Annotated in this window: 21 protein-coding genes, 1 tRNA gene and 1 pseudogene; 6 read left to right on the top strand and 17 right to left on the bottom strand. The window is 68.7% G+C overall.

All coding sequences use genetic code 11. The features are described 5' to 3' along the window. From AC1DYP_RS23330 to AC1DYP_RS23385, 12 genes and pseudogenes are all read right to left on the bottom strand, one after another. Positions 1-1,332: pseudogene (locus AC1DYP_RS23330) on the bottom strand (hypothetical protein); the annotation flags it as partial. A gap of 181 nt (positions 1,333-1,513) precedes the next feature. Beyond that, positions 1,514-1,588 (bottom strand) — tRNA-Gly (locus AC1DYP_RS23335). An 85-nt stretch (positions 1,589-1,673) separates the two neighbouring features. Then, the gene (locus AC1DYP_RS23340; RefSeq protein WP_477048351.1) at positions 1,674-2,501 is read right to left on the bottom strand and encodes a class I SAM-dependent methyltransferase; all 828 of its coding nucleotides are present in this window, start codon (positions 2,499-2,501) and stop codon (positions 1,674-1,676) included. Between the two features lie 121 nt (positions 2,502-2,622). Then, the gene (locus tag AC1DYP_RS23345; protein ID WP_477035926.1) at positions 2,623-3,507 is read right to left on the bottom strand and encodes a TraB/GumN family protein; all 885 of its coding nucleotides are present in this window, start codon (positions 3,505-3,507) and stop codon (positions 2,623-2,625) included. Positions 3,508-3,549: 42 nt separating this feature from the next. Further along, positions 3,550-4,461, bottom strand: a complete 912-nt coding sequence (locus tag AC1DYP_RS23350; protein WP_477048352.1) for an alpha/beta fold hydrolase — start codon at positions 4,459-4,461, stop codon at positions 3,550-3,552. Positions 4,462-4,567: 106 nt separating this feature from the next. After that, the gene (locus AC1DYP_RS23355) at positions 4,568-4,762 is read right to left on the bottom strand and encodes a helix-turn-helix transcriptional regulator (RefSeq protein WP_477035928.1); all 195 of its coding nucleotides are present in this window, start codon (positions 4,760-4,762) and stop codon (positions 4,568-4,570) included. 13 nt (positions 4,763-4,775) lie between these two features. Further along, positions 4,776-5,357, bottom strand: a complete 582-nt coding sequence (locus AC1DYP_RS23360; RefSeq protein ID WP_477048353.1) for a hypothetical protein — start codon at positions 5,355-5,357, stop codon at positions 4,776-4,778. Positions 5,358-5,457: 100 nt separating this feature from the next. Continuing rightward, on the bottom strand, positions 5,458-5,739 hold the full coding sequence (locus tag AC1DYP_RS23365) for a hypothetical protein (RefSeq protein ID WP_477035930.1): 282 nt from the start codon (positions 5,737-5,739) through the stop codon (positions 5,458-5,460). A gap of 132 nt (positions 5,740-5,871) precedes the next feature. Next, positions 5,872-6,750 (bottom strand): kinase, encoded by an 879-nt coding sequence (locus AC1DYP_RS23370; protein ID WP_477048354.1) that lies wholly within the window; start codon positions 6,748-6,750, stop codon positions 5,872-5,874. Positions 6,751-6,919: 169 nt separating this feature from the next. Then, entirely contained in the window at positions 6,920-7,804 is an 885-nt protein-coding gene (locus tag AC1DYP_RS23375) for a TraB/GumN family protein (RefSeq protein WP_477048355.1), read from the bottom strand. 81 nt (positions 7,805-7,885) lie between these two features. Further along, the gene (locus AC1DYP_RS23380) at positions 7,886-8,905 is read right to left on the bottom strand and encodes a 2'-deoxycytidine 5'-triphosphate deaminase (RefSeq protein WP_477048356.1); all 1,020 of its coding nucleotides are present in this window, start codon (positions 8,903-8,905) and stop codon (positions 7,886-7,888) included. Positions 8,906-8,965: 60 nt separating this feature from the next. After that, on the bottom strand, positions 8,966-9,184 hold the full coding sequence (locus tag AC1DYP_RS23385; RefSeq protein ID WP_477035934.1) for a hypothetical protein: 219 nt from the start codon (positions 9,182-9,184) through the stop codon (positions 8,966-8,968). A 178-nt stretch (positions 9,185-9,362) separates the two neighbouring features. Between AC1DYP_RS23385 and metZ the strand changes: the two genes are divergently transcribed. The 5 genes from metZ (at position 9,363) to AC1DYP_RS23410 (ending at position 13,720) form a co-directional block, all read left to right on the top strand. Further along, the gene (metZ, locus tag AC1DYP_RS23390) at positions 9,363-10,547 is read left to right on the top strand and encodes an O-succinylhomoserine sulfhydrylase (protein WP_477035935.1); all 1,185 of its coding nucleotides are present in this window, start codon (positions 9,363-9,365) and stop codon (positions 10,545-10,547) included. Next, on the top strand, positions 10,528-10,992 hold the full coding sequence (gene apaG, locus AC1DYP_RS23395) for a Co2+/Mg2+ efflux protein ApaG (RefSeq protein WP_477035936.1): 465 nt from the start codon (positions 10,528-10,530) through the stop codon (positions 10,990-10,992). The genes metZ and apaG overlap by 20 nt, the downstream gene beginning before the upstream one ends. A gap of 112 nt (positions 10,993-11,104) precedes the next feature. Beyond that, a complete protein-coding gene (locus tag AC1DYP_RS23400; RefSeq protein ID WP_477048357.1) occupies positions 11,105-12,325 on the top strand; it encodes a hypothetical protein in 1,221 nt (406 codons plus the stop codon). 76 nt (positions 12,326-12,401) lie between these two features. Next, positions 12,402-12,764, top strand: a complete 363-nt coding sequence (locus AC1DYP_RS23405) for a hypothetical protein (RefSeq protein WP_477048358.1) — start codon at positions 12,402-12,404, stop codon at positions 12,762-12,764. A gap of 101 nt (positions 12,765-12,865) precedes the next feature. Next, on the top strand, positions 12,866-13,720 hold the full coding sequence (locus tag AC1DYP_RS23410; RefSeq protein ID WP_477048359.1) for a hypothetical protein: 855 nt from the start codon (positions 12,866-12,868) through the stop codon (positions 13,718-13,720). Positions 13,721-13,725: 5 nt separating this feature from the next. Here the strand turns inward: AC1DYP_RS23410 and AC1DYP_RS23415 are convergent, their stop codons facing one another. From AC1DYP_RS23415 to AC1DYP_RS23435, 5 genes are all read right to left on the bottom strand, one after another. Continuing rightward, positions 13,726-14,646 carry an Hsp33 family molecular chaperone gene (locus AC1DYP_RS23415; protein WP_477048360.1) on the bottom strand — a complete coding sequence of 307 codons (921 nt, stop codon included), beginning with the start codon at positions 14,644-14,646 and terminating at the stop codon, positions 13,726-13,728. Between the two features lie 56 nt (positions 14,647-14,702). Continuing rightward, entirely contained in the window at positions 14,703-14,942 is a 240-nt protein-coding gene (locus tag AC1DYP_RS23420) for a DUF2164 domain-containing protein (protein WP_477048361.1), read from the bottom strand. A 16-nt stretch (positions 14,943-14,958) separates the two neighbouring features. Continuing rightward, positions 14,959-15,894: an ornithine carbamoyltransferase gene (gene argF, locus AC1DYP_RS23425; RefSeq protein ID WP_477048362.1), complete on the bottom strand. Its 936-nt coding sequence runs from the start codon at positions 15,892-15,894 to the stop codon at positions 14,959-14,961. A 69-nt stretch (positions 15,895-15,963) separates the two neighbouring features. Continuing rightward, positions 15,964-17,178, bottom strand: a complete 1,215-nt coding sequence (locus tag AC1DYP_RS23430) for an acetylornithine transaminase (protein ID WP_477048363.1) — start codon at positions 17,176-17,178, stop codon at positions 15,964-15,966. 389 nt (positions 17,179-17,567) lie between these two features. Further along, positions 17,568-18,389: an ABC transporter permease gene (locus tag AC1DYP_RS23435; protein ID WP_477035944.1), complete on the bottom strand. Its 822-nt coding sequence runs from the start codon at positions 18,387-18,389 to the stop codon at positions 17,568-17,570. A gap of 256 nt (positions 18,390-18,645) precedes the next feature. Between AC1DYP_RS23435 and gcrA the strand changes: the two genes are divergently transcribed. Beyond that, positions 18,646-19,164, top strand: a complete 519-nt coding sequence (gene gcrA, locus AC1DYP_RS23440; protein WP_477035945.1) for a cell cycle sigma 70 cofactor GcrA — start codon at positions 18,646-18,648, stop codon at positions 19,162-19,164. Positions 19,165-19,801 lie beyond the last annotated feature (637 nt).

Raw genomic sequence — 19,801 nt, forward strand, 5'->3', positions numbered from 1 at the left:
GCCCAAGGCCACGACRCCGCCGGCGCCGCCGGCCGCGCCGCCGCCGCCGCCCACGCTCTGGGCCAGGACGCCGTAGGCGACGGCGCCGTGGGTCAGGATTCCACCGTGGTTGGCGGCGCCGACCGAACCGCCGCCGCCCGCCGCGTTGGAGCCGCCCGCGAAGGCGCCGATGCCGCCGGCCGAGCCGCCCGAACCGGACAGACCGCCGACGCTCTGGGCCAGGATGCCGTTCGACCCCGTGCCGTAGGTCTCCAGCAGGTCGTTGTTGGTCACGTTCACCGAACCGCCGGGGCCGCTGCCGCTGCCGGTCCCGCCCGCGCCGACCAGCCCGTCGCCGTCGCCGCCGTCGCCGCCCGCGCCGCCCGAGCTCTGCACGAACAGGGCCGAGGACTGGGCGCCATAGGTGAGGACCGAGGCGTTGTTGATCAGGTTGGCCGAGCCGCCAGCGCCCCCGTGATCGCCCGAACCGCCCTCGCCGACGGCGCCCAGACCCCAGCCGCCGTCGCCGCCCGCGCCGGCGTTGGTCTGCACCCGGATCCCGACCGCGTTGTCGCCGGTGGTCGAGACATTGCCGCCGACCGTCAGGTTGACCGTGCCGCCGTTGCCGCCCTCCTGGCCGTCTCCGCCGTAGCCCACGAAGATCAGCGCGATCGGAAGCAGAAAGCCGACGCCGCCATCGCCGCCGTTACTGCCGTTGGCGCTGACGTTCACGGCCGGCGCGTTGACGTTGCTGTAGCTGCCGTTGATCGAACCGTTGATCGTGCCGCCGGGATTTCCGGAATCGCCGTCCTCGCCCACCGCGGGCTGGTCGTTGCCGCTGTCGGCGTGGGCGCCGTCGACGTGCTGGACGTATTGCTGGGCGGCCGCCGGCATGGCGGCCAGCACGCTGGCGCCGACCGCGCCGGCCGCCAGGACCCGACCCAGGCCCTTGAGCAACTTGCGCGCGGCGGTCTCGAGCCGCACGGCCTGGGCCCGGCTCTTCACGTCGACAATCGGGATGATGTTCAGTTCGGCCGGCGGCGGCGCATAGGCCGCCAGCAGGGCCAGGGCCGCCAGGGCGTCGTGCAGGCGCAGCAGCAGCTTGGGCGGCAGCGCGCCCGGCGTTCCGAAGGAAGAGGCCAGCAGGTGGCCGACGGCGTCCTGGGTGGCCAGCAGTTCCGGGGCCGAGGCGCCGAAGCGCTCGCTCAGGGCGGCGGCGACCCGCGGATCGCGGGCTTCGCGCTCCCAGCGTCCGGCCAGTTGCTCCAGACCGTCGGCGAAACGCGCCAGGCGATCCACGCGCGTGGGGTCCACAACGGCGGCCTTCGCCGCGCCAGTCGACTGCTTGCCCATGACTTCCCCCGATATCGGCGCGGTCACATCCGACTGCGGTCCGCGCGCGCGTAGCTTAACCGTTCTTAACGGATATCGGAGCGCTTTCCCGCAGTGGACGAACATTGTTCGCGCCAAAACGGGACAAACCCCGACCGTCACGGCCAGCTTTGCAATTTCCGGGTGAGAGGGGTCGGGAGGCTGGAGCGGGCGATGGGAATCGAACCCACGACATTCTGCTTGGGAAGCAGACGCTCTACCTCTGAGCTACGCCCGCGCTGTTCAGCGCCGCTCCGTGTAGCGAGTTCGCGCAGCGGCCTCAAGGCCCCCGACGAAATCCATCCGGAGCGACGGCCGAACGGTCAGGCCGGCTCGAGCGCGGCCGCCGCGGCGACGGCCGTTGGCTCCACCCCGCCGTGGCGCTGCCTGTTGAAGACGACGATCTCGGCAGGACCGCATTTTCTCAGGACGAACAGGTTGTAGGTGGCGAAGTCGCGCGCCCCGAAGGCCATGCGCAGAAGGCCGCTGACCAGCGACAGCAGATAGAGCGGCGTGAAGAACCCGAAGTAGAAGTGGAAGTATCCTGGATGCCAGTGCTCCACCACGAACCCGGCCTCCTCCGCCATCTTGCGGAACTCGGAATACTGGGTGCGATCGTAGTGGGCCTTGAAGCCGATGTGGTCCACGGCGTCAGGCCGAAGCGCCTTCAGAAGGCGTTGCTTGAGATCTTCCGGGATCAGTCGATTGAGGATGGCGAAGGAGGCATAGCGGCTGGGAAACTGGCCGATCCAGCGGCCGCCGGGACGCAGGGCCTTGTGGCAGTTGCGCAGGAAGGCGGCGTTGTCGGGAAAATGCTCGACGCCGGAATACGAGGTTATCAGGTCCACCGTGCCGTTATCGACGTTCAGCGACTTGCAGACGTCGCCGACGACCCTCTCGTCCAGCGCGGGGTTCAGGGCCATCTCGTCGGCGTCGATGTCGTTCCCGATCAGGGTCAGGCCGAAATACGACTTGTACTCGATCGGAAAGCACCAGGCCGCGCCGGCGCCGGCGTCGAGGACCCGCCGGGTCGACGGCAAGGCGAAGAGCATGGTGGCGAGCTTGGGAAACATGTCGAAGACGCTTGTCGCGCCGATCGCCCTGGCCGTGACCGCGCGCGACAGCTTCTGGTTCGCTCTTACGAACGACATCGGTTTACTCCCCCCCGGGTAAACGTCTTTTCGTTACAACCTCATGGGGCGAGCTGACAGTCAAGCTGTTAAGTCATTGTTTTACCGATATTCGTCCTTTCGGGAATTCTCCGCGATCGGTCTATTTGACCTGTTTCGCCTCGATCCCCAGCGCTTTCAACTGCGCCTGCAGACTGTCCGGTCCCGCCAGATGCCCCGCCCCGACCGCGACGAAACTGACGCCCGAGCCGGCCAGCTTGGTCTTCAGCTGATTGGCCCAATCCCGGTTCCGATCGACCAGCAGCAGCTTGTAGATGTCCGGGTATTCGCTCTGCATCTCGTCGACCATCTGGCGCTTCAGCTCGGCCTGGTCGCCCGCCGCCCAGGCGGTGACCAGGGCGTCGATCTTGGCCGGGCCGTCGTCGATCTCGTCCAGGGTGGATTCCAGCAACTGGGTCTCCTGAGCCGGCGTCATGTCGGCGAAGAAGCGCACCTGTTGCTCCATGGTCTCGAAGGCCGAGATCGGCTTGCCCGCCGCCTTGGCCTGTGTGCTCAGCAGCTTCTCGACGCCGCTTTCGGGATCGTAGCCGGCCCGCAGCAGCGGGGTCAGCGACACCGTCAGCGCCGCCAGCCAGGGCCGCATGGGCTCCAGGGCCTGGGGCGGAAAGCCCATGCCCTGGGCGGCGGACTGCAGCTTGGCGTAGGACTCCGGCTTCAACTTGCTGGACAGCGGCGCGGCCTGGTCGACGCCGTATTTCAGCATAAGGGCCCGGGTCGTCGCCGGGTCCTCGGGCTGCTCGATCTCCATGACCACCTCGTCGGCGTCCCGGAACGCCTTGTCGATCCTGGGCGAGCGCCACTGGGTGGAGGGCTTGAGCACGTGGACCGTGCCGAACAGGTAGATCGTGGAGTCCTTGTCCTTGATCGCCCACAGGGCGGGCTCGGCGAGAACAGGGCTCGCCCCCATCGCCGCGAAAGCGACCAGGGCGAGGGCGAAGCGGCGGACGGACCCGAGCAGAATCATCATGCCGCCACTGTCCCGGGCCGAAGCGCGACCGGCAAGCCGCCTCTACTTCAGGAAGCTCTCCACCTCGAAGGCGAAGGCGGCCGGCTGGTCCAGCATGATGAAGTGCAGCGAGCCGTCGATCCGCTTGACCCCGGCCGAGGTCATCGGGGCGTAGGCGCCGGTGTAGAGCGCGTCATAGGCCGACTGGGGCGCGCCGGTCGCCTCGTCCCACGGATACAGCATCACGGTCGGGGTCTTGATCGAGGCGATCTCGCCGCGCAGGTCGGTGGTCAGGTCGTCATAAAGGGCGCGGCCGGTCACCGAGGGGTTGGAGGCGACCGAGGCCTCGGTGGCCGACTTCAGGCCGGACGGCGACTTGACCAGGCGGGTCATGGTCCGGGCCTGACCGGCGGCCCATTGCTCGGGCGTCGACTTCATCGCCATATCGCGCAGGGCGGCGGCCTGCGGCTTGACGCCCTCGACCGTGGCCTGGGGCGAGAACAGCACGGCGTAGAAGGGCAGGCTGTCGACGACCATCAGGCGGCCGACGTCCTCGGGATGCTGGCGGGCCAGCATCAGGCCCATCAGCCCGCCCATCGAATGGCCGATCACGGCGGGCGACTTCAGGCCGGCGGACTTGATGTAGCCGTCCAGGGCGTCGACCGCCGGCTGCAGCACCGGCCCCTCGGCGTTGGCCCCGACCGGGGCGCCGGCGAAACCGGCGATCTGGATCACGTGCAGCCGATAGCGGCCTTGCAACTGCTTGACGGTGTCGTCCCAGACGGCGGCGGACGAGGCCAGGCCGGGGATCAGGATCACGTCGGGCCCCTGCCCCGTCACCGCGACGGTGAACCGGGGCGCGGCGGCCGAAGGAACCGCGACAGGCGCGGCGTGGACCGGGCCGAACACGCCGATGGCGGCCAGGATCGCCAGCAGGACGACCAGCAAGTGAATAGGCGGACGACGGTGGGTCATGGTCGGAACTCCTGGTTGATAGGCGTGCGGAAGGGTTCGGCGGCGCGCCGATGGATGGAGGGCGTTGGGTTTGGCCGGGCGGCCGCCAGCACTTGGCGGCGTCAGGTCAGGCTTCGTCCTGGAAGATGGTCTCGATCGGCAGGCCGAAGAGGCGGGCCAGCTTGAAGGCCAGCGGCAGGCTGGGGTCGTACTTGCCGGTCTCCAGGGCGTTGATGGTCTGGCGCGAGACCTCCAGGCGCTCGGCCAGATCGGCCTGGCTCCAGTCGCGTTCGGCACGCAGGACCTTGAGGCGGTTCTTCATCGTCCCGCGTCCGTCAGCGATAGCGGCGGGCGATCAGGGCCTGGGCCAGGCCCATGACCACCGCGAACACCGGCACGGTCGCCCAGGTGGCCACGTGCGGCGCCTTGTCGAAGGTTTCAAGAAAACCCCAGATCGTGGCGATGCTCAGCGTGCCGGCCGTGGCCCACAACAGGCTGTGCATCACGGTGGTGCGGGCGAACTCGTCGGTCTCCTCGACCAGATAGAAGCCGACGGTGGCGATGGCGCCCAGGACGCCGATCGTCGGGGCCAGGGCGATCGCATAACCCCAGGCGCCCTCGGCCAGTCCCTGGCGCGCCAGCGAGACCGCCGCCACAAGCAGGACGGCGTAAAGGCTCATCGAGACACCGAGCCGCAGCAGGTAGCGGCGCATCGGCGGGCGGATCTTCTCGCGGCGGAACAGCCGGTTGGACAGCAGGGCGAAGACCAGCGACGCGGCCACGGTGCCCAGCCCGCCGACATAGGCCCAGACCCCGCCCTGCTTGCCGATCAAGATCGACAGCGCCACGGCCAGGAGGAAGGCGGCGAACAAGCCCAGCTTCTTCAGCGCGCTGCTGGGTGCGACATCGTCCGACATGACAAGCCTCCTCGTCGTTATGACAAGGACACTTGTCCTATTTCGTAGCGATCGTGTCAAGCAAGCTTGTCAAAATATCAAGGAATGGCGACAGGTGGGACTAGGCGGCCTTGCTCATGAGCGCGGCGGCGTCGGCCTGGCTCACATGGACGGGCTTGGCGGCGGGGCCAAGCAGGGTCTGGGCCAGACCTTCACGGCGCTCGCGCAGGATCGTCCAGCCATAGCGCGAGAAACGGTCCTCGTAGTCGGACCACCGGATGATCCGGCCCTGGTCGTCGCAGCGCCAGATGGCCTTGTCGCAGCCGGGGATCGGGGCGGCCCGATTCCAGATCGTGACGCGCTTGGCGTGGGTCGAATAGGGCCCGCCGAAGAGTGCGTTCATGATCCGAAAGCTCCACTGGGCCAGCGACTCGGTGAGTCGTTTCGCCGACAAAGCGAAACTAGCATTGGTGGAGGCCGAAATGCGGCCACACCACATCTAGTGCGACGCCGTGCCGCGCGACCGAATGGCAGGTCAGATGATCGACGAACGGCGGTCCGCGTCCAGCGCCACGACGAGGTCGGCCCGTGCGGGCATCTCGCGGGCGATATGACGGCTCAGGCGCTCGTAGTGCTGGACGAAGACGGCGACCTCGTCGTCGCTCATGGCGCGATCCGCCCCCTGCCCGGCTTCGGCCAGGCGGCCCCGCAGCTTGGCCTCCTGCTCCCGGCGCCAGGCCAGCACCGTCTCGAAATCGGGCGCCGTGAGCAGCACCAGCAGGTCGAGGCGGGCGAACAGGGCGCGGTAGGGTCCGGCCAGGGCGGCGTTGACATAGGACCGCCAGGCGCCGTCCGGATCGCGCTCGCGCTCCAGGGCGTTGAGCGGCGCGGCCAGCGCCTGGGGCGGCTCGGGACGGGCCCCGACGCACCAGCCTTCGAACAGCACGACATCGACCGGGCCGGCGACCACGGGCCAGGCGTCGACGGGCGCGCGGTCGTCGCAGGCCTTGTCGAAGCGCGGCAGGACCGTCTCGCCCTCCCCGGCCAGGCCGTCCAGCACGGCCAGGCCCAGGGCGACATCGTGCGTGCCCGGAACGCCGCGCGTGCGCAGCAGCGGATGGACGTCTCGGGCCAGAGCCTCGCGGTCGGCGCGCGGCAGGTAGAGGTCGTCCAGCGACAGGGTCGCCACCTTCAGCCCCCGAACCTCCAGCAACGCGGCCACGACGGCGACGGTGGTCGACTTGCCCGAGCCCTGGGGACCGCAGATTCCGACCACGAAGGCCGGCCCCATGGCCACGGCCGCGATCCGGGCGGCCAGCGGCGCGTGCAGGGCCTCGATCTCGGCGGCGAACTCGGCGGGGAGGTTCTCCTCGCGCAGGAAGGCTGAGAGCCAAGTCGGATCGATCATCGTCATTCCCCCTCCTTCTCCCCTTGTGGGAGAAGGTGTCGGCGCAGCCGACGGATGAGGGGTCGCACGGCGTCGGATGGCGCGGCAAGTGCATGAACGGAAAGGTTTGATAGACCCCTCATCCGACCGCCTTTGGCGGCCACCTTCTCCCGCAAGGGGAGAAGGACAGATTACCCTACTGCACCCGCCGCACCTGGAACCCGCGCGCGGCCATCAGGGCCGGCAGGCCGTCGTCGCCCGCCATGTGCAGGGCCCCGACCGCCACCAGCTCGACGCCGGGCTTGGCCATCTCGGCGACCAGGGCCTCCGCCCAGGCCTCGTTGCGGCGTTTCAGCAGGGCCTCGTACAGCGCCGGGCGGTCGCGCTTCATCACGTCGACCACCAGCGGGCCCAGCTTGTTCATGTCGCCGCGCAGCCAGGCCGACTGCAGGGCCACGCCGTTGCGGGGCGGGGTCAGGGTCTCGGTCGCCACATCGTCGAGGTATTGCACCTCGACCGCCTCGGGCAGGGCGGCGAACAGCCGGATCTGCTGCTCCAGGGTCTCGAAGGTGGCGATCGGCTTCTCGGCGGCGCGGGCCTGCCGGGTGACCGTGGCGTCGGCTCCGGCCTGCACCGAAGCGCCCTTCTGGGTCATGGGCAGGACCGACAGCATCATCGCCGCCGCCCAGGGGCGCAGGCGGTCGACGCGGTCCAGCGAGCCGCCGTCCCGCTCCAAGGCCGCCTTCAGGGTGGCGACCGTACGCGGCGGCAGCTTTTCGGTCAGCGGACGCTCGGGATCGACGCCGTAGCGGTCGACCAGGGCCTGGACCTCGGCCGGATCAGCGTCGGCCCGGGTCTCGAACCAGATCTTGTCGGCCTGGGCGTAGGCGCGGTCGAAGGCGCGCGTGCGCCACTTCACGTTCGGCGCCAGCACGTGCATGGCGCCGAACAGATAGATGCGGGTGTCGTGGTCGCGCACTTCCCACATGGCCGGGGCGGCGGAAGCGGCCGTGGCGCAGGCGAGCGCGCAGACCGCCAGGCCGGCGGCCAGAAGCCTGCGATACGCGCTCGAACTCGACACCACGTCCCCCGACGTCCGGACTCAACAAGCGTCCAGGCTACGAAGACAGCGGTTAATCAGTGAAGCGCGAAGCGTTGCGACCTAACGCCACGCCTTGAAGTGCTTGGACAATTTCAGGCCCTGGCGCTGGTAGTGCGACCCGCCTTCGCCATACAGCCGCTCGGGCCGCGCGGTCAGCGGCTCATAGACCAGCCGGGCGACGATCTGGCCGTCCTCCAGCAGGAACGGGGTCTCGTGGCTGCGCACTTCCAGCACGCCCTTGGAGCCGACCGCGCCGGCCTCCTCGGTGCCGAAGCCCGGGTCGAAGAAGCCGGCATAGTGCACCCGGAACTCGCCGACCGACGGATCGATCGGCGTCATCTCGGCGGCTTCCAGCACCGGGATCTCGATATTGTCCTTCGAGGCCAGGATGTAGAACTCGCCCGGATCCAGCAGCAGCTCGCCATGGCGGGTCTCCAGCGGCTCCCAGAAGTCGCGCGGATCGTGGCCGTCCTCGTGGTCCAGGTCGACGACCCCGGCATGGCGGCGGCCGCGGAAGCCGACGATGCCCGTGGTCAGGTCGACGCCGACGCTCTTGATCGCCAGCTTGGCCGGCTCGCCGCGCTTGAGGCGCAGCTGGTTCAGCCGGGTGCCGGCCCGCACCAGCACCGAGAAGGTCTGTGGCGCGATCTCGATATAGAGCGGCCCCTCGTAACCGGCTTCGACGTCGTCGAAGGCCTTGGAGTGGTCGGTCAGCAGGCGGACGAACACGTCCACCCGGCCCGTCGAGCTCTTGGGATTGCCGCGCGCCGCGATGTTGCCCGGCAGGGCCAGGCGCTCCTGGATCTCGGCGATGTAGACGCAGCCCTTCTCCAGCACCGCGCCCTTGGTCAGGTCCAGCTCGTGCATCGCCACGTCCTTCAGACGGTCGGGCACGCGGCGGGCCACGCCGGGCAGGAACGAGGCGCGCACCCGCCAGCACCGCGCGCCCAGGCGCAGGTCGAGGCTGGCCGGCTGCACCTGATCGGTGTCGAACGGGGTCTGCGAGGTGATCGCTTCTTGCGCGATCAGGTCCTCGATGGATTGGCAGGGCAGAATCCCTGCGGCGTGGGCGTCGGTCATCGGGGCGACACTCGCTAAAGCGTCGCCCCGAAGCAAGCGGGGACCGCGCCTCCCCTAAATCTAGTGGTGGGCTTTCTTGGCGCCCTGCGCGCTGGCCAGCAGGTAGATGCCGGCCCCCACGCCGAACAGGGCCGTGGCTTCGGTCAGGGTGTTCACCGCGTGGAACTGCACCGGAAAGAACGCGACCATGCGGTCCGACAGGATCAACAGCAGGATGTTCAAGGCGCCGAAGATGGCGAGCAGCGCGGCGAAGACACGGAAAACGAGCGTCAGCGTCATGGAAATCTCCAAACGGGGTCCCGACCTTGAGTTCTGGCGCGGGAGGTTAACCACGTCCGCGCGGTTCCACCAGAGCGTGACCAGGCGAAACCTTTGTCACGCAGGACAATTGTTGGCTTGACCCACCCCCGCCCTGTACCTTTCATGCGCGCCCTTTTCGTGTGTCAGTGAGGTGACCGTGGCCGAGAATCCAAAAGACTGGGACGTCGCGACCAAGCTGATCCGCGGCGGTCTGGCGCGCTCGCAGTATATGGAGACGGCCGAGGCCCTCTACCTGACGCAAGGCTTCACCTACGACACCGCCGAGGGGGCCGACCGCCGGTTCTCGGGCGAGGATCCGGGCTTCGTCTATTCGCGGTTCAACAATCCGACCGTGAAGATGTTCGAGGACCGCCTGGCGCTGCTCGAAGGCGCCGAAGTGTGCCGCGCCCAGGCGACCGGCATGGCCTCGATCCACATGGCCCTGATGGGCCTGGTCCGGGCGGGCGACCACGTGGTGGCCGGCCGCGCCCTGTTCGGCTCGTGCCGCTGGCTGATCGCCGAATGGCTGCCGCGCTTCGGGGTCGAGACCACCTTCGTGGACGCTACCGATCCCAAGGCCTGGGAAGCGGCGATCCGCCCCAACACCAAGGCGGTGCTGATCGAGACCCCGTCGAACCCGGTGCTGGAGATCACCGACATCCGCGCGGTGTCGGAGATGGCCCACGCGGTCGGGGCCAAGGTCATCGTCGACAACGTCTTCGCCACCCCGATCTTCCAGCAGCCGCTGAAGCTGGGCGCCGACATCGTGGTCTATTCGGCCACCAAGCACATCGACGGCCAGGGCCGGGTGCTGGGCGGAGCCATCCTGACCAGCGAGGCGATCAACGAGGAATGCTACCGCGACGCCCTGCGCCACACCGGCCCGTCGCTTTCGCCGTTCAACGCCTGGGTCCTGGTCAAGGGCCTGGAGACCCTGGACCTGCGCGTGCGCCGCCAGAACGACAGCGCCGCGGCCCTGGCCGACGTCGTCGCCGAGCACAAGGCGGTCAAGCAGGTGCTGTATCCCTTCCGCGCCGACCACCCGGGCCACAACATCGCCAAGTCGCAGATGAGCGGCGGCGGCACGGTGCTGGCGCTCGACCTCGGCTCGCGCGAGGCGGCGTTCAAGTTCCTCAACGCGCTGGAGATCGTCGACATCTCCAACAATCTGGGCGACGCCAAGTCGATGGCCACCCACCCGCCGACCACCACCCACCGCTCGGTGCCCGAGGAGATGCGTCCGTCGCTGGGCGTGGTCGAAGGCGGCGTGCGCCTGTCGGTCGGCCTGGAAAGCCTGTCGGACCTGACCCGAGACGTGACCCGTGCGCTCGATCAGGCGTGAGTCCTCTCCCCCGCTGAAGCGTATCCGTCGCCGTCGCGGCGCGGACGCCGGCATCTATGAAGCGCGCACGCGCGACATCGTCGTGCGCGTTTCGCCCGTCTACCAGCCCGAGGACTCCGCGCCCGAGGAAGGGCTGTGGATGTGGGGCTACACGGTCGAGATCGAGAACCACGGCGCCGAAACGGTGCAGCTGATCTCCCGCTACTGGACGATCACCGACGGCCTGAACCGCGCCACCGAGGTCGAGGGCTCGGGCGTGGTCGGCGAGCAGCCGGAACTGCGGCCCCGCGAGGCGTTCCGCTACGTCTCCAACTGCCCGCTGCCGACCGCGTCGGGGACCATGACCGGCCACTTCCAGATGATGACCGAGGCCGGCGAGGTGTTCGAAGCGCAGATCCCGGAGTTCTCGCTGCACCTGCCGGGCGCGGCGCGGCGCTACAACTAGCGCCGCCGCCCCGGCGGGTTGTCACTAAAGTTGATGACAAGCCCGACCGCGCGTTTTGATTGCGAAGCTGCGCTGATTGCGAGACCCTCCCGCCAGGCGGGGGAAACGAGCCGTGAGCCAGTATCAAGTCATCGTCGTCAACAACAGCAGCAAGGCTGCAACCTACACCGTGTTCCAGGCGCCGCCGCCCGGCTTCCGAGGCTCGACGCCCGCCACCGCCCCCGCAGGCTGGTCCGTGCGCGAGAAGATCGAGGCGGGAGGTTCGGCGGAGGTCAGCTTCACGCCGCCGCCGCCCGAGCCCGTCGGCCTGTTCGCCAAGTTGTGCGCCGTGCTGCTCGGCGCCCCGCCCAGCCCCACGCCCGACCGCTTCCATCTGACGGTCGAGGCTGACGACCCCACGGCAGCGTCTCACCTCGACTTCTCGGCCAGTCCCACCGCCTCGACCAAGATCCTCCATGGCCTCGACGGCGGTTTGTCGGTCGCCGCTGCCTCGACGCTCGGCTATTCGACGTTCGACACGCCCGTGGGCAATCTGCAGCCAACCCTCCAGGGCGACGATTTCGTCGCGCCCTTCAACATCGCGGCGACCTTCACCAACAGCGCCGGAGGCAGCTGCGCGGCCGGCGAATACCGCCAGATGGTCATGGGCCAGTTCTCCGCCGACGGCTCGGTCATAGCCCACATCCTGTGCGGATCTACGGTCATGTCGCCCGCCGTCTTTCAGGAGGACGGATGCCCGCCCGGAGCGTGCACGGCCTTCGGCTATCGAGCTTGTCCACCCTCGCCCTGGAGCCGGTACGCTCCGGACCAGGCGACCGGAACACAGTACGCGATGTATGACCAACCCGGGTTCACGAACCTCTTCCATGGCGCCACCTACGTCGTCGACCTGCAGTTCCGGGGCGAGCTCGTCGATACGGCCACCGGCGTGACGCTGGCCGTCCGGAGCTGGAGCGTGGAAGGCGCGATCGCGGCGCCGGCGCCGTCGGCGTCGGTGCACAGGGTCGAGGTGGCCAAGGGCTTCCAGGCCAGCGATCGGCTGGTCGGCGTGCATCTGAGCCACAATCTCGCCGACGGCGGCCCGGAGGTTCACGTGGTGATCGCCCGCGCATGGGGCTCGCCGCGGCTGGACCCGAACGCGGTGAAGGTCACCCTGGTCGACGCCGAGGGCCAGCCCGTCACCGCCGCGGAGCCGGCGGCCCACGAGGTGGGCGGCAAGCGGGGGACGACCGCCACCATCGTTCACCGCCTGCTTCCCAGCCAGGCGACGCCGGTCAAGGCGACGTTCGATATCGGCGGCCAGCTCAGCGAAATGGCGATCGCGGCGGCCTGAGCCTAGCACGCGGCTTGGCCGCATAGCCGACATAAGGGCGCGACGGTCTCCGTCGGCCAAACGGGGGAAAACGGCGATGACGACCTACACGATCAACGTGTTCAATCAGAGCGGCGCGAACAAGAGCTACGTCCTCTTCACGCAGCCGCCGGGCGTCACGACGCCGGTCTACACCAACGCCTGGGCCACGTTCGACAACATCCACAACGATGGCTGGGACAGCTTGGTCTTCACCCCCGAACCCGTCGTCCAGGGCAAGACCGTCAAGGTTGCGCCTGCGCCCCGCATCCTGGTCGCGGAGGGCGCCTATACGCCAGGGCAGGTGTTCACGCCGGCCAAGAGCTTGAAGATCGTCGTGGTCGATTTCACGGGACTGCCGAACACCGCCGCCACCGTCACCGAGCATCCCGACGGCGGCTTCTCGGTCGTCTACGACTGACCGACGGCCCGCGAGGCGTCGTCTCGCGCGAACCCTTTTCCATCGCGAAACCCTCGGGCGGGAGCTCCGCGCCGCCGCCTAAACGCCGTCTGGAGATCGCCTTGCCCACTCCCCCTCCCCTGAACGCGCCCCTGCCCGGATGCGTGTCTATCGACGCCACCGTGCCCGACGGCTATCTGGACAACGCCCGCGCCGGCACGCCGGACGCCCACGCCCACAGCGACGTTCAAACCGCCGCCGGCAATCTGCTGGCCTGCGCGAACGGCGCCTCGCGACCCTCGACGGCCTCGCTGGTCGGGCACGGGATGATGGGGCTCATCGCCACCGGCGGCGGGCAATCGGTCGGCACGTCCTCGCAGTATATCGCCCTCGACAATCAGAGCGTCTGGAACCCGCTCCTCCAACCTCTGAGCGGGCTGATCAGCACACTGTATCTCTACGGCTCCCACGTTGGAGCCGGGGATGATGGCGCCCAACTGCTCTATGCGCTGGCCAGGGTCGTGAACGCGCCTGTCTGGGGCCCGACCGGCCTGATCTATTGCGACGGCCAGGGAGACTTCCTTCTACAAACCGGTTCGCTCTGGCAGGTCGCGACGCCACAGGCGCCGCCCACGCCGCTCTCGCCGCCCACGGTCCAACCTTCTTCCCCGGCCGTCGGCACGCCCTCAAGCCGATCTGGCGCCAGGATCGGCGCGTGCGCCGCCTTCGGCTCGGGGGGCGTCCCCCTGCCGCGAAAATCAGCCTTGGCCCTGGCCAGCCAGGTGCTTTGGGATCAACCGTTCCAGGGGTCCGGCAAGCCCGCCGCCATGATCACGGGCCGTCTGCGCGCCAGCTTCGGCGGGACGGCGATGAGATCGTTCACGATCCTCAACAACGCCCTCGTGCGCGACGACGCCGATCCCACGCGCGTCTATCCGGTGGGACCGGCGTTCCGGGCCATCGCGCTCGGCCGGTAGCCGCCTCAGGCCGCCGTCGTCGGCTCCAGGGCGTAGACCCGCGAGCAGTACTCGCAGGTCACGTGGATCTTGCCGTCGGGCTCGATCATCTCGGCCACTTCCTCGGCCGTGAACGAGCCCAACACCGCGCCGATGCGGTCTTCCGAGCACCGGCAGAAGGCGCGGAGCGGCTTTTCCTCGAGCAGGCGCACGCCGTCCTCGTTGAACAGCCGCCACAGCAGCAGGGTCGTCGGCACGGTCGGGTCGATCAACTCGTCCTCGCCGGTGGTCTCGAACAGGGCGCGGACGTGGCTCCAGGCCTCTTCGGTCTCGCCGCGCGTCTCGTCGCCGGCGATGGCCTGGATCAGGATCCCGCCGGCGCGCCAGGTCGGCCCCTGGCCCGTGTCGACCTGGCCGACGGCCAGGCGCACGCGGGTCGGGGTCTGTTCAGACTGGGCGAAGTACTGCTCGGCGCACAGGGCCAGGGTTTCGCCCTCGATCGGGGTGATGCCCTGGTAGCGATCCATGTCCGGACCCTGGTCGACGGTCATCATGAAGGTTCCGCCGCCCAGCAGCGTCCTGGCGCCCGGGCGCACGAAGCCTTGCGAGACCTTGGCCACTTCGTCGGCGTCGAACCGGCAATAGCCGCGCAGGGCGCCGCTGGTGTCGTAGTCGACCACGACATAGCGCACCGGGCCGTCGCCCTGGGCCTGGACGATCAGCCGGCCGTCGAACTTCAAGCTGGAGCCGACCAGGGCCGCCAGGGCGCAGGCCTCGCCCAGCAGGTTGGCGACGGGCTCGGGATAGTCGTGACGGGTCAGCACCTCGTCGACCGCCGCGCCCAGGCGCACGGCCCGGCCGCGCACGGGCAGGCCCTCGATCTGGAAGGCGGAAACGAGGTCGTCGGGGGCGTCCCCGAGGGCGGTCTGGGCGGCGATGTCGGTCATGGGGAGGCTAGATAGTCGCTTGAGAGGAAAATGCGAGGGGGTGAGCCACCATCCCCTCAATCCACGAACGGCTTCTCGATCTCGTAGACGGCGTCTTCCAGCTTGTCGCCGAACAGCTGCTGGGCGTCCTGGACGCCCTGATTGTAGTAGTACGGCCCCATCTGCTCTGAGATGAAGTCCAGCAGGAAGCCGGTCTGCAGGGGGCTGGCCTCGCAGTCGAGTTCGCGGTCCAGATAGCGCGTCAGCTTGTCGAGCAAGGCGTCGCGCTTCTGCTTGTTGAACTCGATCTTCGACATCAGCCCGCCCTTTCGATCAGCCGATAGCCCCGAAGCACCAGGCCAGCACCGACTTCTGGGCGTGGATACGGTTCTCGGCCTCGTCCCAGGCCAGCGAGCGCGGGCCGTCCAGCACGCTGTCGGTGACTTCCTCGCCCCGGTGGGCCGGCAGGCAGTGCAGGAAGACGCCGTCGGGCTTGGACAGGTCCATCAGGGCGTCGTCGACCTGATAGGGCTCCAGCGCGGCCAGGCGCTCGTCATGGTCGGTGTCGCCCATCGACACCCAGGTGTCGGCCACGACCACGTCGGCGCCGCGCACGGCCGCCTTGGGGTCGTCGGTCAGGGTGATCTGGCCCTGCAGCTCCTGGGCGCGGGCCAGGTCGACCAGGTCCGGGTGATAGACCGCCGGGCAGGCGATGTTCAGCTTGAAGCCCAGCAGCGGCGCGGCGTGGATGAAGCTGGAGCAGACATTGTTGCCGTCGCCGACCCAGGCGATGGTCTTGCCGCCGACGTCGCCGCGATGCTCCTCGATCGTGAGGAGATCGGCCATGATCTGGCACGGGTGGCTCTTGTCCGTCAGGCCGTTGATCACCGGCACGGTCGAGACCTGGGCGAAGCGCTCGACGTCGGCGTGGCTGTTGGCGCGGATCATCACCGCGTCGACCATCCGCGACAGCACCTTGGCGGTGTCCTCGATGGTCTCGCCGCGGCCCAGCTGCATGTCGGCCGAGGTCGAGATGATGCCGCTGCCGCCCAGCTRGCGGATCGCCGCGTCGAACGAGAAGCGGGTGCGGGTCGAGTTCTTCTGGAAGATCATCGCCAGCACGCGGTCCTGGGCCGGGGCGTCGGCGTCGACGCGGCCCTTCCCCCAGCCGGCGCGGGCGGCCTTGCGGGCCTTGGCGTCCTCGAGCATGGCGCGCAGCGTGGGGCCGTCCAGCTTCCACAGGTCGATAAAGTGTCTGGGTTCGGTCATTGCATATCCCCCTGCCCGCCCGCCCCGGCCGACGCCGGAACGAGCGGTTTCATAAGGTGGCCAGACGGCCTAGGCGGCGGCCTTGGCCCGGGCGGCCTCGCAGGCCTTTTCGAGCTTGGCGATGGCCTCGGAGGCTTCCTCGACCGTCAGGTTCAGCGGCGGCAGCAGGCGCACGCAGTTGTCGCCGCCGCCGGCGATCAGCAGCTTCTCGTCGCGGGCCAGGACCATGAACTCGCGATTGTTCGGGATCAGCTTGATGCCGATCAGCAGGCCCTTGCCGCGGATGTCGACGATGACGTCCGGGAAGCGGTCCTTCAGGCCTTCCAGCTGCTGGGTGAAGAAGCCGGCGATGGTCTTCACGTTGTCGAGGATCTCGGGCGTGTTGATCGCGTCGAACGCCGCCTTGCCCACCGCCATGGCCAGCGGGTTGCCGCCGTAGGTCGAGCCGTGGACGCCCGGGGTCATGCCGCGCGCGCCTTCGGTGGAGGCCAGGCACGCGCCGACCGGGAAGCCGCCGCCCAGGGCCTTGGCCACCGCCATGATGTCCGGCGCGGCGTCGCTGGCCCACTCGTGGGCGAACAGCTTGCCGGTCCGGCCCATGCCGCTCTGGACCTCGTCGAAGATCAGCAGGACGCCGGCGTCGCGGGTGATCTGGCGCAGCTCGTTGAGCTGGGCGTCGGTCAGGGCGCGCGCCCCGCCCTCGCCCTGGACGGGCTCGATGATCACGCCGGCCGTGGTCGGGCCGATGGCGGCCTTCAGGGCGTCCCAGTCGCCGAACGGCAGCTGGACGTAGCCCGGCAGGCGCGGACCGAAGCCGTCCAGATAGCCGGCGTTGCCCGAGGCGTTGACCGCCGCGTACGAGCGGCCGTGGAACGAGCCGTCGAAGCCGATGATGTCGACCCGCTCGGGCTGGCCGTTGACCACATGGTAGCGGCGGGCGGCCTTCAGGGCGCACTCGATCGCCTCGGTGCCCGAGTTGGTGAAGAACACCACGTCGGCGAAGGTGGCCGCGCACAGGCGGTCGGCCAGCTCTTCCTGCTCGGGGATCGTGTAGATGTTGGAGACGTGCCAGAGCTTCTCGCCCTGGATCTTCAGCGCCTCGACCAGCACCGGGTTGGCGTGGCCCAGGCCGCAGGTGGCGATGCCGGCCACGCAGTCCAGGTACTCGTCGCCGGTGGTCGAGAACAGGCGCGCGCCTCGGCCTCGCTCGAACGCCAGCGGGGCGCGGTTGTAGACGCCCATGATGTGGTGTTGCGAGGGGTTAGACGACGTCGAACTGCTCAAGACGGCCTCCCAAAAAGGAAAGAAGCCCCCGTGCTCAAAAGCACGGGGACCGGAAGGCCCAGCGTTGTCGGCGCGTAAGCCTGCCCTGTCAACAAACCGGGCGTGAATTTTGGGTGTCAGGGACGGTTAAGCCACACTGTTTGCGGTCACAACGGGGATTGCCGTAGCGGGCCAGCGAAACCCCTCGATCCGCTCATCCCGGCGAATGCCGGGACCCAGATCCCATGGCGGTGTGGATGACTGGAAAGGCTCAGCGCTCATGGCGTCAGCCTCAAAGCCATTCCATCTGGGTCCCGGCATTCGCCGGGATGAGCGGATTTTGGGGGTGTGGAAACGAAAACGGCCGCCTCTTCTGAGGCGGCCGCTTCGTCAAACGCTCGTGACGCGCATCAGCTCTTCAGCCGATACCCCGTGCGGAACAACCACCAGCACCACAGGAACAGGCCCACCGACAGCACCGCGGTGACCACCGCGCCGATCGCCACCGAGCCGTCGGCGTGGCCGATGAAGCCGTAGCGGAAGCCGTCGATCAGATAGAAGAACGGGTTGAAGTGGCTGGCCGAGCGGAACGGCTCGGGCAGGCGGTCGACCAGGTAGAAGGTGCCCGACAGGAAGGTCATGGGCATGATCAGGAAGTTGGTCACGGCCGCCAGCTGGTCGAACTTCTCGGCCCACAGGCCCGCCAGCACCCCGGCCAGGCCCAGGATCACCGAGGCGCCGACCGCGAAATAGACGATCGCCCACAGGTGCGAGATCTGCAGGCCCGCGCCCGGCAGCACGCCGATCACCAGGGCGGTGACGGCCCCGACCACGATGCCGCGCGTCGCCGCGCCCAGGCCGAAGGCCGAGACCTGCTCCAGCGGCGTCAGGGGCGGCGTCAGGAAGTCCGGCGTCAGGCCCATCATCTTGGCCTGGATCAGCGACGAGGACGAATTGGCGAAGGCGTTGTTGAGGATGGCCATCATGATCAGGCCCGGCGCCACGAAATGGCCGAAGCTGACGCCGTCCACCGCCTGCCGGCTGGGGCCCACGGCCACCACGAACACCAGCATATAGAGCAGCGTCGTCACCACCGGGGCGGCGACCGTCTGGGTGCCCACCTTCCAGAAGCGGCGGATCTCGCGCTGATACAGGGTGAAGAACCCGCTCCAGTTCCAGCCGTGGTAGTCGCGCGGCTGCGGCGGGATGACGGCGTCCGTCACGTCTTTCATGAGCTTGGAGTCCTGCGGCCTTGGGGCGAACTGCCTGCGCATGTGCGCCCGAGGCCGTTCCAGCGCAAGCGGCGCTCCGACAGAATCAATATGTTGTTTCTGTGGACAGACCCCTTGGCGCCTATTGTGTGTTTTAACGTATTCTTTACACTATCTGGTAGGCGAGCGGCCGGCGGGGCCGTTGGTACACCAGATGTAGGGGCCGGAGCGAGTCGGGGAAACCCGTTTCGGACTCTTTTTTAGGCGGAGATGGGCAATGAGCTGGACTGACGAACGGGTCACCACCTTGAAGAAGCTTTGGCTGGACGGCCTTTCGGCCAGCCAGATCGCCAAACAGCTGGGCGGCGTCACGCGCAACGCCGTCATCGGCAAGGTCCACCGCCTCGGCCTGTCGGGTCGCGCGGCCCCCTCGCAGCCGGCGCGTCCGGCCTTCAAGACCCCGCGTCCGGCGCGTCCGGCCGCCACCACCATGCCTTCGGCGCCGCGCCGGGTGATCGCCGCCGAGCCGGCGCCGCTGCCGGCCGTGGCCCAGCAACCCTCGGTCCCGGCGTTCCGCGCCGAGGAGCCGGGTTCGGCCACCGTGCTGACCCTGGGCGCCCACATGTGCAAGTGGCCGATCGGCGATCCGTCGACCGACGGCTTCACCTTCTGCGGCCGCCGCTCGTCGGAAGGTCCCTATTGCGGCGAGCACGCCCGCATCGCCTACCAGCCGCAACAGACCAAGAAGAAGGCCGGCGCCACCGAACTGGCGCGCTCGCTGCGCCGCTACATCTAGTCCCCACGCCCGTGGGGCCGCCTCCGTCGCGGGAAGCTCGCGCTTCCGGGCGCGGGATGCCGGGTCGGCGGTAGGAGTCCTCGCGCTGCTGCGCTTCGAGGACTTCGGCCTCACGGCGAGGACTGGAAAAGATCCCGGACGGCTGAGGGGCCGCTCCGGGATTTTTGCGTTTTGAGCGCCGGGGACATGCTCTCACGGCAGGGTGTCAGCCAGGTTCGCGGGGCGGTCAGGGTGAGTGCGTGTCCCCACCTTTATCCGCCGAGTGGGACGAGCGTCTTCGGGATGAGCTTCCGGCGCGGTGGACGACGTTGGGGACACGCACTCACCCCAGGCTCCCGGGATGATTTACCGAGGCCCTGCCGTGAGAGCATGTCCCCGGATGGCGACTTATCCTCGGCGTTCAGCGTACAAACCCCCGCGATTTCAACGCCCTGAACTTTCTCGACCCGAACTTATCCTCATCCTCCAAACCGCCCGTATCCTGATCCCACCTCGTTGCAGGGAAAGGGCGCATGGCCAGCGACCGATGCGGCGGCGGGGGGCGATCGAGCGGGACTGGGCTGGAGGGGGTTACTTCAGCGTGTCCGGGGACTCCTGTCGTTGGGGAGCCCGCCCGCCGTCGGCGTCGAACGGGGAC

Source organism: Caulobacter sp. P1_D6, from assembly GCF_056406095.1.

Coding starts and splice junctions, on each gene's coding strand:
- AC1DYP_RS23340 (WP_477048351.1), bottom strand. CDS start 2,501: ATGTCGTTCGTAAGAGCGAACCAGAAGCTGTCGCGCGCGGTCACGGCC.
- AC1DYP_RS23345 (WP_477035926.1), bottom strand. CDS start 3,507: ATGATGATTCTGCTCGGGTCCGTCCGCCGCTTCGCCCTCGCCCTGGTC.
- AC1DYP_RS23350 (WP_477048352.1), bottom strand. CDS start 4,461: ATGACCCACCGTCGTCCGCCTATTCACTTGCTGGTCGTCCTGCTGGCG.
- AC1DYP_RS23355 (WP_477035928.1), bottom strand. CDS start 4,762: ATGAAGAACCGCCTCAAGGTCCTGCGTGCCGAACGCGACTGGAGCCAG.
- AC1DYP_RS23360 (WP_477048353.1), bottom strand. CDS start 5,357: ATGTCGGACGATGTCGCACCCAGCAGCGCGCTGAAGAAGCTGGGCTTG.
- AC1DYP_RS23365 (WP_477035930.1), bottom strand. CDS start 5,739: ATGAACGCACTCTTCGGCGGGCCCTATTCGACCCACGCCAAGCGCGTC.
- AC1DYP_RS23370 (WP_477048354.1), bottom strand. CDS start 6,750: ATGACGATGATCGATCCGACTTGGCTCTCAGCCTTCCTGCGCGAGGAG.
- AC1DYP_RS23380 (WP_477048356.1), bottom strand. CDS start 8,905: ATGACCGACGCCCACGCCGCAGGGATTCTGCCCTGCCAATCCATCGAG.
- AC1DYP_RS23385 (WP_477035934.1), bottom strand. CDS start 9,184: ATGACGCTGACGCTCGTTTTCCGTGTCTTCGCCGCGCTGCTCGCCATC.
- AC1DYP_RS23405 (WP_477048358.1), top strand. CDS start 12,402: ATGACGACCTACACGATCAACGTGTTCAATCAGAGCGGCGCGAACAAG.
- AC1DYP_RS23415 (WP_477048360.1), bottom strand. CDS start 14,646: ATGACCGACATCGCCGCCCAGACCGCCCTCGGGGACGCCCCCGACGAC.
- AC1DYP_RS23420 (WP_477048361.1), bottom strand. CDS start 14,942: ATGTCGAAGATCGAGTTCAACAAGCAGAAGCGCGACGCCTTGCTCGAC.
- AC1DYP_RS23435 (WP_477035944.1), bottom strand. CDS start 18,389: ATGAAAGACGTGACGGACGCCGTCATCCCGCCGCAGCCGCGCGACTAC.
- gcrA (WP_477035945.1), top strand. CDS start 18,646: ATGAGCTGGACTGACGAACGGGTCACCACCTTGAAGAAGCTTTGGCTG.